General features: G+C 63.2%; 13 protein-coding genes. 2 read left to right on the top strand and 11 right to left on the bottom strand.

What is annotated here, in order from left to right; genetic code table 11:
* Nucleotides 1–59: 59 nt before the first annotated feature.
* Together KG698_RS08690 and KG698_RS08685 are read left to right on the top strand one after the other, a co-directional pair.
* Nucleotides 60–1,691 (top strand): AMP-binding protein, encoded by a 1,632-nt coding sequence (locus KG698_RS08690; protein WP_213685176.1) that lies wholly within the window; start codon nucleotides 60–62, stop codon nucleotides 1,689–1,691.
* A 74-nt stretch (nucleotides 1,692–1,765) separates the two neighbouring features.
* Nucleotides 1,766–2,767 (top strand): hypothetical protein, encoded by a 1,002-nt coding sequence (locus KG698_RS08685; RefSeq protein ID WP_213685175.1) that lies wholly within the window; start codon nucleotides 1,766–1,768, stop codon nucleotides 2,765–2,767.
* A 12-nt stretch (nucleotides 2,768–2,779) separates the two neighbouring features.
* On the opposite strand, the gene KG698_RS08680 is transcribed toward KG698_RS08685, so the two are convergent.
* The 11 genes from KG698_RS08680 to KG698_RS08630 all read right to left on the bottom strand — a co-directional run bounded on the left by KG698_RS08680 (nucleotide 2,780) and on the right by KG698_RS08630 (nucleotide 15,239).
* Nucleotides 2,780–3,343, bottom strand: a complete 564-nt coding sequence (locus tag KG698_RS08680) for a hypothetical protein (protein ID WP_213685174.1) — start codon at nucleotides 3,341–3,343, stop codon at nucleotides 2,780–2,782.
* Between the two features lie 332 nt (nucleotides 3,344–3,675).
* Nucleotides 3,676–4,308: a uracil phosphoribosyltransferase gene (gene upp / locus KG698_RS08675; RefSeq protein ID WP_213685173.1), complete on the bottom strand. Its 633-nt coding sequence runs from the start codon at nucleotides 4,306–4,308 to the stop codon at nucleotides 3,676–3,678.
* Nucleotides 4,305–5,291 carry an adenosine deaminase gene (locus tag KG698_RS08670; RefSeq protein ID WP_213685172.1) on the bottom strand — a complete coding sequence of 329 codons (987 nt, stop codon included), beginning with the start codon at nucleotides 5,289–5,291 and terminating at the stop codon, nucleotides 4,305–4,307. The genes upp and KG698_RS08670 overlap by 4 nt, the downstream gene beginning before the upstream one ends.
* A gap of 1 nt (nucleotide 5,292) precedes the next feature.
* Nucleotides 5,293–5,451, bottom strand: a complete 159-nt coding sequence (locus KG698_RS08665) for a hypothetical protein (protein WP_213685171.1) — start codon at nucleotides 5,449–5,451, stop codon at nucleotides 5,293–5,295.
* The gene (locus tag KG698_RS08660) at nucleotides 5,441–6,667 is read right to left on the bottom strand and encodes a phosphopentomutase (RefSeq protein WP_213685170.1); all 1,227 of its coding nucleotides are present in this window, start codon (nucleotides 6,665–6,667) and stop codon (nucleotides 5,441–5,443) included. The genes KG698_RS08665 and KG698_RS08660 overlap by 11 nt, the downstream gene beginning before the upstream one ends.
* Entirely contained in the window at nucleotides 6,667–7,974 is a 1,308-nt protein-coding gene (locus KG698_RS08655) for a thymidine phosphorylase (protein WP_213685328.1), read from the bottom strand. The genes KG698_RS08660 and KG698_RS08655 overlap by 1 nt, the downstream gene beginning before the upstream one ends.
* Nucleotides 7,974–8,498, bottom strand: a complete 525-nt coding sequence (locus KG698_RS08650; RefSeq protein WP_213685169.1) for a cytidine deaminase — start codon at nucleotides 8,496–8,498, stop codon at nucleotides 7,974–7,976. Before KG698_RS08650 ends, KG698_RS08655 begins: the two co-directional genes overlap by 1 nt.
* Nucleotides 8,461–10,023: a response regulator gene (locus KG698_RS08645; RefSeq protein ID WP_213685168.1), complete on the bottom strand. Its 1,563-nt coding sequence runs from the start codon at nucleotides 10,021–10,023 to the stop codon at nucleotides 8,461–8,463. The genes KG698_RS08650 and KG698_RS08645 overlap by 38 nt, the downstream gene beginning before the upstream one ends.
* A 92-nt stretch (nucleotides 10,024–10,115) precedes the next feature.
* Nucleotides 10,116–12,011 (bottom strand): propionyl-CoA synthetase, encoded by a 1,896-nt coding sequence (locus tag KG698_RS08640; protein ID WP_213685167.1) that lies wholly within the window; start codon nucleotides 12,009–12,011, stop codon nucleotides 10,116–10,118.
* Nucleotides 12,012–12,111: 100 nt separating this feature from the next.
* Nucleotides 12,112–14,391 (bottom strand): NADP-dependent malic enzyme, encoded by a 2,280-nt coding sequence (locus KG698_RS08635; protein WP_213685166.1) that lies wholly within the window; start codon nucleotides 14,389–14,391, stop codon nucleotides 12,112–12,114.
* 80 nt (nucleotides 14,392–14,471) lie between these two features.
* Entirely contained in the window at nucleotides 14,472–15,239 is a 768-nt protein-coding gene (locus tag KG698_RS08630) for an NAD kinase (RefSeq protein WP_213685165.1), read from the bottom strand.
* Between the last annotated feature and the right edge of the window lie 3 nt (nucleotides 15,240–15,242).

Genomic DNA, 15,242 nt, shown 5'->3' with positions numbered 1-15,242 from the left:
TTTTCTTGCGCGATGCCCCAAGTCATGGATCATATTCTTGCGCAGATCGGAGGTGTCGAATGGGTTGGATGAAGGATGAGGCAGGGCTAGAAAAACGCGCCGCCAATTATGTGGCACTGACACCGCTCAGCCATCTGATCCGGGCAAACCGTATCTTCACCGACCGTACCGCGCTGATCGATCGCGGCTACCGCGCCAGCTACGCCGAGCTTTTCGTCCGTGTCAGCCGCTTGGCCTCGGCCCTAACCGGGCGCGGCATCCGCCCCGGCGATGTCGTGGCCACGGTACTGCCCAACACCGCCCCCCATGTCGAGGCGCATTGGGGCGTGCCCGCTTGCGGCGCGGTGTTGAATGCGATCAACACCCGCCTCGATATCGGCACGATCAGCTATATCCTTGATCACGGCGAGGCGAAGGTCGTGCTGGTCGACACGCAGTTCTTGGGTGTCGTCGAGGAAGCGATCAAGGCCCAAGAAGGGCCAGCGCCCCTGATCGTCGAGGTGCCCGATGTGGCGGCGGGCTATCATGCCACGGGCCGTCACCTGACCTATGACGCCCTGTTGGCCGAGGGCGATCCGGGGTTTGACTGGATCATGCCTGTCGATGAATGGGAAAGCCTTGCGCTGAACTATACCTCTGGCACCACCGGGCGGCCCAAGGGCGTGGTCTATCACCATCGCGGCGCATACCTCATCACCATGGGCACGCCGATTTCGTGGCGGATGACGCTTTATCCCCGCTACCTGACCATTGTGCCGCTGTTTCACTGCAACAACTGGTGCCATGTCTGGACCATGCCCGCCGTGGGCGGCACGACCGTGTGCTGTCGCGATATCACGGCCAAGACGATCTATGACGCCATCGCTGATGAGGGGGTCACCCATTTCGGCGGCGCGCCCATTGTTCTCAACATGCTGGTCAATGCCAAACCCGCTGATCGCCGCGATTTCGCCCAGACCGTCGAGGTCTTCACCGCAGGTGCGCCCCCTGCCCCCGCAACGCTTGCTGCGATTGAAACCATGGGCTTCAACGTCACGCAGGTCTATGGCCTGACCGAGACCTATGGCCCGGCCACCGAATGCACCTTCAAGGATGGGGAATGGGATCACCTGCAAGGTGACGACCGCGCCGGCGTCAAGGCGCGTCAGGGCGTGCCGATGCCCAATATGGACCATATCACCGTCATGGACGCCGAGACGATGGCGCAAATCCCGATGGATGGCGCCGCCTTGGGCGAGATCATGATGCGCGGCAATTCGGTGATGAAAGGCTATTACAAAAACCCAGCCGCGACCGAAGAGGCATTCGCGGGCGGTTATTTCCACACCGGCGACATCGCGCGCCAGCACCCCGACAGCTATGTCCAGATCGCCGACCGCGCCAAGGACATCATCATCTCAGGCGGCGAAAACGTCAGCTCGGTCGAGGTAGAGGGGGTCTTGATGCAGCATAGCGCCGTGCTTTTGTCGGCGGTGGTGGCCAAACAAGATGAGACATGGGGCGAGGTGCCTTGCGCTTTCGTGGAGTTGAAAGAGGGCGCCACCGCGACCGAGGCCGAGATCATCGCCTTTGTCCGGCAACGCCTTGCAGGGTTCAAAACCCCCAAGCGCGTGGTGTTTCAAGAATTACCCAAGACCTCGACCGGCAAGATCCAGAAATTCGAGCTGCGCAAGATTGCGGCCAGCTTGTGATCCGCATCCGTCGTTGAGATGTTACAGCACCCGCGCTATGCTTGGCGCAAAAAAGGACCGAGCAGTGCGGGCCCATGACAGCGCTTGAGCAATATTCTCGTCTTGAGGCGACCGGCCTTTGGCATGAAGGGCCCGATGCGCAGCGCTGTGAGGTGCTTGTATCGCTGGGCAAGGCGACGCTGATCATCGCCACCCCGGCCGAGGTTGCCCGCACCCATTGGTCGCTGCCTGCGATTGTCCGGCTGAACCCCGGCAAGCGCCCCGCGCTTTATGCGCCGGGTGAACAAGCCGCCGAGCGGCTGGAAATCGATGATCGCGATATGATCGCCGCGATTGAAAAGCTGCGCATGGCGATTGAGCGGCGGCGTCCCCATCCCGGACGGTTGCGGCTTTGGATCGGGGCAAGCCTTGCGGCGGTGATGTTGGGGATCGCACTATTTTGGTTGCCCGGCGCGCTGATCCGGCAAACTGTGTCGGTTCTTCCCCCCGCCGGGCGCGAGGCGATTGGCCAGCAATTGCTGCAAGAGATCGGGCGGCTGGCTGGACCATTGTGTAGCCCCGTGGCCGGATCAGGTGCCCTGACACGTTTGGCACAGCAGATCGTGGCCGATGCGCCGCCGCGTCTGGCGGTGCTGCCGTCAGCCACACCTGCGACGCTGGCCTTGCCGGGCAATATCATCGTGATCAATGCCGCCCTTTTGGAAGACCATGAGACGCCCGAGGTGGTGGCAGGATACATCTTGGCCGAGACGGTCCGCCGCGAGGGGACCAAGCCGATGCTGCGGCTCTTGCAAGCTGCAGGTCTGATGGCGACCTTGCGGCTTTTGACCACCGGCCAGCTTGATCGCGCAGCGCTACAGGCGCATGCGCTTGCCCTTTTGTCGCAAGAGACCGGCCCCGTTCCCGGCGCGTCCCTCAGCCCGCTGTTTGACATGGCGGGCATTTCGGCGCGCCCCTATGCGGCGGCGGTGGGTGCCACGGATCTAGGGGATGCGCCCGCATCCAGCGGCGCGCCGCCCCGTGTGCTGATCAGCGATGCCGATTGGGTCAGCTTACAAAATATCTGCAACCGATAGCTGTCGCAGCGATTACGGCTGCACGATCACCAGCCGCGCGGGTACCAGCGTGGCCGGGCCCGCATCGCGCGCGACCAGCCCGATCATGCCGCGCGGCGCGCTGCCGACCAGTCGCCTTGGCACCGTGTTGGTCCAGACCTGTTCCATCTGCCGCTGGCCGCCCGCCATCGCAAGACCGCGATAGGGGTTTAGCCGCCCATCATCCCATGCCGCGCGATAACCGGGCGGTGGCGCAATCTGGTAGCGCACCAGCTGACGGATCGCGGGCTGGGCATGTGCGCCAAGCGCGCTTGTCTGCTCCGCACCGCGTGCCGCATCGCCGGGATGCACGGCTTGCGGGCCGCAGCGCACATTGGCACCGGTGAAATAGCCCCGAATATCTGCCGGAAGATTGGTACAGGCCCCTTGGGTCGCCGCAGGTGCTGCCGGGCGCGGTGGCGTCGCAATATAGCGCGGCTGGGCGGCGGGCGGGCGCGGCTGCGTTGCCACACTGCGTATAGCGGGTGCCACTTGCGCGGGTGCGCTTGCCGCCCCGCCGATCACCGTCAGGCCGGGCTGAACGCGCGGCGCGGCCACAGCAACAGGCGCTCCGCCAGCCCCACGACTGGGTGAAAGGCCGCATATCTGACCCCTGTCGCGTCCCACACGCGGCACCCATTGCGTATTGCCGCCAACCCCCACGCGCACAAAGGCGCAGCCGCGGCTATCCACATATTGATCGCCCCTGAAATTGGCGGAAGGTATCTCCGCAGGTACACCTTGGGCCAAGGCTGTACCACCGCTTGCCATCAGGGCGAAAGCCACGATAGCAGCGACCAAAGATTGTCGCATCACATACATGCAAACCCCCACGTTTGCGCCGCCTTCACACTGGCCGATGGCGGGGGGCAAGTAAAGTCAAGAATTCATCATTTTGTGCCAAACATGCGATCACCCGCATCACCTAGTCCCGGAACGATGTAACCATGGTCGTTAAGATGGCTATCAAGGGCGGCCGTGATGATGGGAACATCGGGATGTGCTTGCTTCATGCGGGCCACGCCCTCGGGTGCGGCGAGCAGGCACAAAAAGCGGATATTATTTGCGCCCGCCGCCTTTAAAAGGTCAATCGCCGCGACCGAGGAATTGCCCGTAGCCAGCATCGGATCAACGACGATGGTCAGCCGGTCCGCCAGCGAGTCCGGCACTTTGAAATAATATTGCACCGGCTTGAGCGTCGCGGGGTCGCGGTAAAGCCCGATGAACCCCACCCGCGCATTGGGAACCAGTTCCAATATCCCATCCAAAAGCCCGTTTCCCGCCCGCAAGATCGACACCAAGGCCAGCTTCTTGCCCTCGATCGTGGGGGCGCTCATCGGCTCGATGGGGGTATCGATACGCTTGGTGGTCATCGGCAAGGACCGCGTTACCTCATAGGCTAAAAGCAAGCTGATCTCGCGCAAGAGCTGGCGGAAGGATTTGGTCGAGGTCTCAGCCTCGCGCATCAGGGTCAGCTTGTGCTGCACCAGCGGGTGATCGACGATGGTCAGATGCGCGGTCATCTTTGGGTTTCTCCCAGTCGTTTGGCGATAGTTTGCTTGGTGGCCGCGTCGCAAAAGGCAGCGTCAAGCGCCGTGCGATTGACTTCGGCGAAAACCGCGTCGTCCCACCCGAAATGCCGGTTCAGGTTTTCATAATCCGAGGTCATGGTAATGCCGAAAAACGGCGGATCATCGGTCGAGACAGTCACCTTGACCCCGCGTGCGCGCAGCCGCTCTATGGGGTGGCTGGGCCAATCCTTGAAGACGCCCAAAACCACATTCGATCCGGGGCAGCATTCGAGCACGATCCCGTCCTCGGCCAAGCGGTCGACAAGCGCCAAATCTTCGATGGCCTGCACGCCATGGCCGATCCTTTCGGGGGCAAGCTGGTCAAGCGCGTCCCGCACCGAGGCCGCACCGCCCCATTCGCCCGCATGCACGGTAATGCGCAGCCCCGCCTCACGCGCGCAGTCAAAGGCCCATGTGTAATCGCTGGGCTTGCCGATCAACTCGTCGCCCGCCATGCCAAAGCCCACCAACCAATCGCCCGCCGTATCGGCGGCGCATTGCGCGATAGGGCGCGCGCGCTCTGGGCCGAAATGGCGGATGCAGGTGATGATGCCGCGCAACGTGATGCCATGCGCGCGGTCAACCGCCTCGGCGGCTTCGCGGATCGCCAATAGATACTCGCGCCATGCGCCAATATCGCCACCACCGCAGAAATCGGGGGAAAGAAAGGTCTCGCCATAGACCACGCCATTGGCTGCACTTTCCTCCAGCACGGCAGTGGTGAGCCGGGCGTAATCCTCGGGTGTCTGCAAGACGCTGGTCGCGGCCTCGTAGACCGACAGGAAATGCCAGAAATCGCGGTAGGCATAGCCGCCATCCGCACGGAAGATGCCCGAAAGATCGACGTTCTTTTCCCTTGCGATCCCCCGGATAAAGGCAGGCGGCGCACCCCCTTCGAGATGCAGGTGAAGCTCGACCTTGGGGATCTGTTTCATCTCACGCTCCGATCAGCCAGCCGATGGCGGCGATGACAAACCCAAAGAGGGCCGCGCCACGCCATGGCGTGCGCGGTCGCCCGATGAGGGGGCCGATGAAGCGCACGGCCAGCGTGACCACGACCAGCGTCATGACGAAATAGATCAGTTCAGAGGCCATTTTCCCTCGTCAAAAAGCTCTTGCCCGGCCCGTCCATAGCAATGCCCAGATGGTCGGCCAGCGATGCGCCCACATCGGCAAAGGCGCGGATACCGATCTGCCCGGTATAGGGGCCCTTGGCAAGCACCGGCACCCGCTCGCGGGTATGATCGGTGCCGGGCCATGTGGGATCATTGCCGTGATCGGCGGTCAGGATCATCAGGTCGTCGGGCCTGAGCGCGGCCAAGATCGGCCCCAGTTTTGCATCGAACCATTCCAGATGACGCGCATAGCCCGCGACATCGCGCCTATGGCCATAAAGGCTGTCAAACTCCACGAAATTGGCAAATGTCAGCGATCCATCCGCCGCCTTGGCCACATGGGCCGCCAGATGATCCATCAGCGCTGCATCGGGGCCGGTGACCGTATGATCCACGCTGCGCCCGGCAAAGATATCGCGGATCTTGCCGATGCTATAGGTTGCGCGCCCGGCCCCCTTCACCCTGTCCAAAAGCGTCGGCCCCGGCGGCGCGATGGCATAGTCATGGCGGTTGGCGGTGCGCGTATAGCGGCCCGGCGACCCGGTAAAGGGGCGTGCGATCACCCGGCCAATGCGGCGGGCATGCAGCATGGGGGCGAGTGTTTCACACAGGCCCAAAAGCCGGTCGAGGCCGAATGTCTCTTCATGGGCGGCGATCTGAAACACGCTATCGACCGAGGTGTAACAGATGGGCCAGCCCGTTTCTTGATGGGCGGCACCGAGCCGGTCGATGATTTCGGTCCCGCTGGCATGCTCATTGCCCAAGATACCATCGGTGCCCGCAAGACGCGTCACCTCGGCCACGATATCGGCGGGAAAACAGGGGGTGGTTTTCGGGAAATAGGCCCAGTCCCATGGCACGGGCAGCCCCGCCAATTCCCAATGGCCCGAGGGGGTATCCTTGCCCTTCGATATCTCCTCGGCCACGCCCCACAGGCCCAAGGGCGCGCTATCCAGCCCCGCGCCCCGCGCCCCCGAGGCGAGATGCAGCGCCGCGCCAAGGCCCAGCGCGTTCAAATGGGGCAAGTGCAACGGACCAGACCGGCCAATATCGGCGCTTCCCGCAGCACAGGCCGCCGCGATATGGCCCAGCGTATTGGCACCCGTATCGGGCAAATCGCCGTTGAAATACCCACCCGCATCGGGTGCGCCCCCGATCCCAAGGCTATCCATCACCACCAGAAAGGCGCGCGCCATCAGCCGATCCTTTCATGGATCAGCGGTGGCAGAACGGGCGCGCTCTCGGTGAGCAAAAAGGCGCGGCGCACATCGCCCGCAACGGCGCGCGCGGCGGCCTCGCTTGCGGCATGGATGCGCGCCAATGGTCGGGCGCTATCCACCCGCTCGCCCAGCCGCGCGATATCGCTCAGCCCGACGGCCAGATCCAGCTTATCATCATGCTTGAGCCGCCCGCCGCCCAAGCGCACCACCACCTCGCCCAAGGCGCGTGTATCGATCTGACCGATAAAGCCCGCCTCGCCGGGATGGACATCGACCATGACCCGCGCGGCAGGTAGCCGGTCGCGCCAACGGTCGGTGAAATCATGCGGGCCGCCCAAGGCTGCGACCATCTCGCCAAAGGTATCGGCTGCCTCGCCCGAGCTGAGCGCCGCAGCAATGCGCCCTTCGCCATCGGCGGCGTCAGCGGCCAGCCCACCGAGCGCCAGCACCTCGCCGCCCAAAGCCTGCGCGAGCTTGGCCAAGGGCGAGGATAAATCACCCGAGGTCAGCACCTCCATCACCGCAATCACCTCAAGCGCATTGCCCGCCGCGGGCACGGTGGGCTGGCTCATATCTGTGATCAGCGCCGTGGTCATGCAGCCCGCCCCTTGGGCTGTGTCAACCAGCGCTTGGGCCAGTGCCAATGCCTCCTCATAGGTGCCCATGAAAGCACCCGAGCCGAGTTTGACATCAAGCACCAATGCCTCGAGCCCAGCGGCGAGTTTCTTAGACAAGATCGAGGCGGTGATCAGGTCGATACTTTCCACCGTGCCCGTCACATCGCGCACCGCGTAAAGCCGCTTGTCGGCCGGTGCGAGATCGCTTGAAGCCCCCACGATGGCACAGCCGATATCGGCCACAAGTTCTTGGAGATCATCGACCGAGATTTGGGTGCGATACCCCGGTATCGCCTCGAGCTTATCAAGCGTGCCGCCCGTATGGCCAAGGCCGCGCCCCGAGATCATCGGCACAAACGCCCCGCAGGCAGCCAACGCCGGTGCCAAGATCAGCGAGACACAATCGCCCACGCCCCCCGTGGAATGTTTGTCGAGCACCGGCCCATCAAGGCGCCATGTCAACACGCGCCCCGATTCCCGCATCGCGGCTGTCAGTTGCACCCGCCCCTTTGGCCCCAGACCGCGCGCGCAGACCGCCATGGCAAAAGCGCCCGCCTGTGCATCGGTGACTTCACCCGTCGCCAAACCTTCGGCAAACCAGAAAATCTCGGCCTCGCGCAGCGTTTCGCCGTCGCGCAACCGGGCAAGGATCGTGCGCGCATCGATCACGGCGCGCCCTTGTCTGCATTGACCATGAAGCCCGGATCAAAGGCACCGGGCAAAAGCGCGGCAACCGTCATCTGCAAGCGCGCCCCCGCCGTGGTGGCCATCGTGACGACAACATCGCCCGCCGCGAACTCGGCCAGCTTTTGGCGACAGCCACCACAGGGCGGCACGGGGGCGGGGCAATCAGCGATCACCGCCACCTCGGCGATGCGCTTGTCACCGGCGGCGATCATCGCGGCAATCGCACCAGCCTCGGCGCAGGTGCCTTCGGGATAGGCGACATTCTCGACATTGCAGCCCAGATGCACCCGCCCCTCGACCGAGCGGATGGCCGCCCCCACCTTGAAGCCCGAATAGGGCGCATGGGCGTGTTCGCGCACGCGGGCGGCATCTTGGATCAGCGACATGGCATTGGCCCCTCTGCGGTGCGTAGTTATATCCAGTCTGGTGCGCGGCGCAGGTGAGCGCAAGGCCGTGCAGCAGCGCTCATATATTCTGGATCGGTGGCGGAATGGGCGCGGCATGGGCTGCGACAGTCGCGATCAACCCCTGTAGATCGGCCCGACACGGCGCATAAAGTGCGGCGAGATCATCCACCCGCCGCCGCTTGGCCGCGATATTGAGCACCTCGGCCAAACGGTAGAGGCGCTCGGCACCGACCGCACCCGACAGCGCGATCAAGATATGGGTCTGGCCACGGATCTCGGCCAGATCGGCGCTCGCGATCCCCCGGTCAAGGGCGGCCAGCACCGCGCCCAGATCCTCTTGCAAGCGTTCCAGCAATTCCGGCGCGCCCGTGGCACCCGCAACGGAGAGCAAGGCGGCAAAGCGGTCTTGATCCAACACCTTGCCAAAGCCCATCGTCCCCAGATCATCGCGCAACACATCCTCGGGCTCGGGCAGGCCGGTGGGGCGGCCGACATAGCGCAAGATCGCGCGCCCAAAATCGGCGACTGACGAGATTGGCTTGCCGATGATCCCATCGGCCCCTGCGGCATAGATCGCCTCGCGATTGTCGCGCAGCACGTATGCCGTCAGCGCGACCATCGACATCGCGGCCACCGCACCGCGGCGCGCGCGCACGCTTTGCATCACCTCAAGCCCCGACAGGCGCGGCATTTCGATATCAATCAAGGCGATATCGAACACCGCGCGCTCCAGCGCGTCGAGCGCTGCAAGCCCATCGGCCACGCAGGTGACATCGGCCCGCATCCGCCCAAGGATTTGGCGCAAGATGGTTTGGTTGGTCAGGTTATCGTCGGCCACCAGAATACGCAGCCCGTCCAGATCGGGGATCGTATCACCGTCACGGCGCATTTGGGGCGTCGCGATGACCGTTGCGGGCAAGATCAGACAGGCCTCGCCGCCGCCATCGGGATGGTTTGCCAGCGTCAGCTGCCCGCCAATCTCGGCCGACAACCCCGCCGCGATGCGCAGGCCCAACCCTGCACCCGCATGCGGGCCATGCGGCCCAATATCGCCCCCGTCACGCATCAATGCAAGGATGTGTGGCGCAAACCCCGGGCCGTGGTCGCGGATCGTGATCTGCACCGCCTGATCGGGCAAGCTGGTCAAGCAAAGCGTGACCGGCGCACCGGGCGCGTGCAGCAAAGCATTGGCGATCAGATTGCCGATGATCCGGTCAAGCATCAACTGCGACACTGATAGGCCATCGGGGAGATCGCCCAAGCACGCAATTACAAAATCACCGCCCGCCGCGCGCGCCCTGCCTGACCAGCGCCCCTCAAGCGCGCTCAGCCATTCGTCAAGCGAAAGCCGCTGTTCCTCGTTCTGGAACAAGCGATCACCCACGGCGGCCAAAAGCGCGCCATCGACAAGCCCCGCCAAGGTATCAGCCGCCGCCTGCACCCGATCAATCTGAAGCCGCTCTTCGGGTGGCAACCTGTGGCGATCAAGCAGGCGCAGCCCCCCGATCACATCGGACATGGCCGAACGAATGTCATGGCTGAAGAGCTGCAAGGTATCGGTGCGCTTATCGCTTTGCGACGCGCTCGCCCCTTGCCCAGAGGCCATCAAACGCTCGGCCATGACACCACACCTTCTGCACACTCGGCATGCAGCCTATCAGCCCACCCAACCGCGGCCAAGTGCTGCGGTGGATGGGCTGTGATCACATGCCATTAGCCCTTGGCGGGATAACCCAAACCGGCAAGTGCGGCGCGGATTTCGTCCAAGATCGCGGGATCGTCGATTGTTGCGGGCATTTTGAACGCCTCGCCATCGGCGATCTTGACCATGGTGGCGCGCAAGATCTTGCCCGAGCGCGTCTTGGGCAGGCGGTCGACGACCACGGCGAGCTTGAAGGCCGCCACAGGGCCGATGCGGTCGCGCACCAGCTTGACGCAATCCTTGACCACTTGATCGGATGTCGTCTTGGCCCCTTTGTTCAGACACAAAAAGCCCATCGGCAATTGCCCTTTGAGGCTGTCGGCAACCCCGATCACAGCACATTCGGCCACATCGGGGTGGGAGGCTAGAACCTCCTCCATCGCGCCGGTGGACAAGCGGTGGCCCGCCACATTGATCACGTCGTCGGTGCGCGCCATGATGTAGAGATAGCCATCGGCATCGATCATCCCCGCATCGCCCGTCTCGTAATAGCCGGGGAAATGGCCGAGATAAGATTTGCGGAAGCGCTCTTCGGCCTGCCACAGATTGGGCAGCGTGCCGGGGGGCAGCGGCAGCTTGATCGCGATGGCACCCAGCGTGTCGGGGCCGACGGGATGGCCCGCCTCGTCAAGGATCTGCACATCATAGCCGGGCATCGCGACCGAGGGGCTGCCGATTTTGACGGGGAGCTTTTCGACCCCCAGCGGGTTGCCCGCAATCGCCCAGCCGGTTTCAGTCTGCCACCAATGGTCGATGACCGGCACACCAAGTTTGTCTTGCGCCCAGATAATCGTATCGGGATCGGCGCGTTCACCGGCCAGAAACAGCGACTCAAGGCTTGAGAGGTCGTAATCGCCCACCAATTCACCTAAAGGATCGTCGCGCTTGATCGCGCGGAATGCGGTGGGCGCAGTAAACAGCGACTTGACCTTGTGATCTTGGATCACCCGCCAAAAGGTGCCAGCATCCGGCGTGCCGACGGGCTTGCCCTCGAACACGATGGTGGTGCAACCGAATGACAGCGGCGCGTAGCAGATATAGCTATGCCCCACGACCCAACCCACGTCAGAGGCAGCCCAAAACACCTCGCCGGGGTTCATGTCGTAGAGGTTGCGCATCGACCAGTTGAGCGCGACCATGTGCCCGCCGGTGTGGCGGATCACACCCTTGGGCTGGCCCGTCGTGCCGGAGGTGTAAAGGATATAGGCCGGGTGGTTGCCCGCGACCGGCACGCATTCGGCGGGGGTGACGCCATATTGAAAGGCATGCCAATCAAGATCGCGGCCATCTTCCAGCTTGGCCACTTCTTGTTCACGCTGGAAGATGACGCAGAAATCGGGGCGATGTGTGGCAATCTCAAGCGCGCCGTCGAGCAACGGCTTGTAATGCACCACGCGCCCCGGTTCCAACCCGCAGCTTGCCGCGATGATGCATTTGGGGGTGCAGTCGTCGATCCGCACGGCCAACTCATTGGCGGCAAAGCCACCAAAGACGACCGAATGGATCGCGCCCAGCCGCGCACAAGCCAGCATCGCCTCAAGCGCTTCGGGGACCATGGGCATGTAGATGATGACGCGGTCGCCCTTTTCCACGCCTTTGGCGCGCAAAGCACCGGCAAGACTGGCGACGCGGGTCTGCAGCTCGGCATAGGTGATCTTGTGGGTGGTGCCGGTCAGCGGGCTGTCATGGATGATGGCCAGGCGGTCGCCATGACCTGCGGCCACATGCCGGTCGACCGCGTTCCAACAGCCGTTCAGCGTGCCATCGGCGAACCATTCGTAAAGCGGCGCATGATCGGCAAAGAGCGCCTTGGAGGGGTGGTTAAACCAATCAATGCCATCGGCGGCCTCCATCCAGAAACCATCGGGGTCGCGCTTGGCGCGTTCATAGATATCGGCATACCGCATGGGTTGTCCCTCCTTCGCTTTGCGCAACTTTGTATCGTTACGCGCGCGGTGGGCGCAATTCGGTGACTTTGCCGCATGGGGGCGCTAACGGGCGCACCCCTTAACCATAGGTGCTGACCGGCGTGCCTGCGAGCGCCGAGATGTTCAAAAGTCCGCGCGCGGTGATCGATGGTGTCACGATATGGGCGCGGTTGCCCATGCCCATCAGGATCGGCCCAACCTCAAGCCCGCCTGCGCGCGCCTTGAGCATGTTGCGCGCAGCACCCGCCGCATCGGTCGAGGCAAAGACCAGCGCATTGGCCGCCCCCTCCATCCGTCCGCCGGGCAAAAGCCGTTCGCGCAGCTCAGGGTCGAGGGCCGTATCGATATGCATCTCGCCCTCATAGACGAAATCCGTGCCCGCACGATCAAGAATGTCGAGGGCCGCGCGCATACGCCGGCCGCTGTCGCTGTCGAGATTGCCAAACTGGCTGCCCGAACACAGCGCCACCTTGGGCTCGATCCCAAAGCGGCGGATATGGCGGGCGCAGCCGCGCACGGTTTCGGCAATCTGTTCAGGCGTCGGTTCGGGATGTACCTGCGTATCGGCAATAAACAGCGGCCCCTCGTCCGAGATCATCAGGCTGAGCGCGCCGACCGGATGCAGCCCATCGGTGGCCAAAACCTCGGTGATATATTTCAGGTGCCACAAATACTGGCCAAAGGTGCCGCAGATCAGGCTATCGGCCTCGCCGCGCTGGACCATGACCGCGCCGATGGCGGTGGAGTTAGTACGCATGATCGCACGCGCCAGATCGGGCGTGACCCCGCGCCTTGCCATTAGGCCGTGATATGTCTGCCAATAATCGCGGTAGCGCGGATCGTTCTCGGGGTTAACTAGGTCGAAATCGCGGCCCGCACGCAGCGTCAGCCCGGCCCGTTCGATCCGGCTATCGATCACCTCGGGGCGACCGATCAGGATGGGCTTGTCGGTGGTTTCCTCGACCATGGCTTGGGCGGCGCGCAAGACGCGCTCATCCTCGCCCTCGGCAAAGACGATACGCCGCTCGGCGGTGCGGGCGGCATCAAAGACCGGGCGCATGATCATGGCCGATTTGAACACCGACTGGTTCAACCGCTCGCGGTAGGCCTCGATATCATCAAGGGGCCGCGTCGCCACGCCCGATGCCATGGCAGCCTCAGCCACGGCACTCGCCACCACCGCGATCAGGCGGCGATCAAAGGGCTTGGGGATCAGGTAGTCAGGCCCAAAAGTCAGCTGTTCACCCGCATAGGCGGCGGCGGCTTCGGCGCTGGTTGTGGCGCGCGCAAGCGCCGCGATCCCTTCGATACAAGCGATTTTCATCGCATCGTTGATCTCGGTCGCGCCGACATCGAGCGCGCCACGGAAGATAAAGGGGAAACACAGCACGTTGTTGACTTGGTTGGGAAAATCGCTGCGTCCCGTGGCGATGATCGCATCGGGGGCAACGGCGCGCACCTGATCGGGCAAGATCTCGGGCGTGGGATTGGCGAGTGCAAAAATGATCGGGCGCGGCGCCATGCGCGCCACCATCTCGGGCGTCAGCACACCGGGGCCGGACAGCCCAAGGAACAGATCGGCCCCATCCACCACATCGGCGAGCGTGCGCGCATCGGTTTTCTGCGCATAGGCCGCTTTTTGCGGGTTCATATCGACTTCGCGGCCCGCATAGACCAGCCCGTTGATGTCGCAAAGCCAGATATTCTCGCGCTTCACGCCCAGTTTCAGCAGCATGTTGAGGCATGCAATCCCTGCTGCGCCGCCCCCGGTCGAGACGATCTTGATATCTTCGAACCGCTTGCCCGTGACGCGCAGCGCATTGGTTGCCGCCGCACCCACCACGATGGCCGTGCCATGCTGATCATCGTGGAAAACGGGAATGTTCATCCGCTCCCGACAGATTTGTTCAACGATAAAACAATCGGGCGCCTTGATGTCTTCAAGGTTGATCGCGCCAAAGGTCGGCTCGAGCGCGCAGACGATATCGGCAAGCTTATGCGGATCGGATTCGTTGAGTTCGATATCGAAGCAATCGATATTGGCAAAGGTCTTGAACAAGACCGCCTTGCCCTCCATCACAGGTTTGGAGGCAAGCGCGCCGATATTGCCAAGCCCCAGCACAGCGGTGCCATTGGTGACGACGGCCACCAAGTTGCCACGCGTCGTATAGCGCGCCGCCGTGCTTGGATCGGCCTTTATTTCAAGGCAAGCTTCGGCCACGCCGGGCGAATAGGCGCGCGCGAGATCGCGGCCATTGGCCAAGGGCTTGGTGGCGCGCACCTCAAGTTTACCGGGCTTGGGGAATTCGTGATAAAACAGTGCCGCATTGCGCAGCGCATCCTGTTTGTCGTCACTCATCTCGACCTCCCCGGCGAATATGGTTTAACGTTAAACATTTTTTGGCAGACCTGCGAAGGCGACGCAACGCCGCTCTGATATCAGGTGAATTGTTCGCGCAGCAAGCGCTCATCCAGCCCGTGCCCGGGATCAAACAAGATGCGATGAGCGATATCTGGCTCAGAGCGTATCTCGACCGAGACAACATTGGCCACCGACCGGCTATCGGCATCGGCCATCACCGGGCGCTTGTCAGGATCGATCACATCGAACCGCACCACGGCGCTTTTGGGCAGTAGCGCCCCCCGCCAACGGCGCGGGCGAAAGGCCGCAACAGCGGTCAGCGCCAAAACATCGGCCCCGATGGGCAAGATCGGCCCATGCGCCGAGTAGTTATAGGCGGTCGATCCGGCGGGCGTGCACAAAAGTGCGCCATCGCAGACCAGCTCTTCCATCCGCAGCCGCCCATCGACCAGAATTCGCAGCTTGGCGGCTTGCGGACCAGCGCGCAGCAAGCTGACCTCATTGATCGCCAAAGCCTCGACCACCTTGCCTTCGGTGGTGGTGGCGCGCATGTGCAGCGGGTTGACCACCGCCGCCTCGGCCCGCTCCAGCCGCCCGGTCAGATCATCCTCGGCGTAAGCATTCATCAAGAAACCAACGGTGCCACGGTTCATGCCATAGACCGATAGGCCCAACGCTTGGGTCGCATGCATGGTTTGCAACATGAACCCATCGCCCCCCAATGCGACGATCACATCGGCATCTTCCGGCGCATAGCTTCCGTAGCGCGCCTCAAGCGCTTGCTTGGCGTCTTGCGAAAGCGCGGTGTCAGAGGCAAGAAAAGCGATCTTGCGGGCCGCTGGCATGTC

It is taken from the genome of Roseicyclus sp. (assembly GCF_018402035.1).
GTDB lineage: Bacteria > Pseudomonadota > Alphaproteobacteria > Rhodobacterales > Rhodobacteraceae > Roseicyclus.
This window is presented reverse-complemented; position numbering and strand designations above follow the sequence as displayed.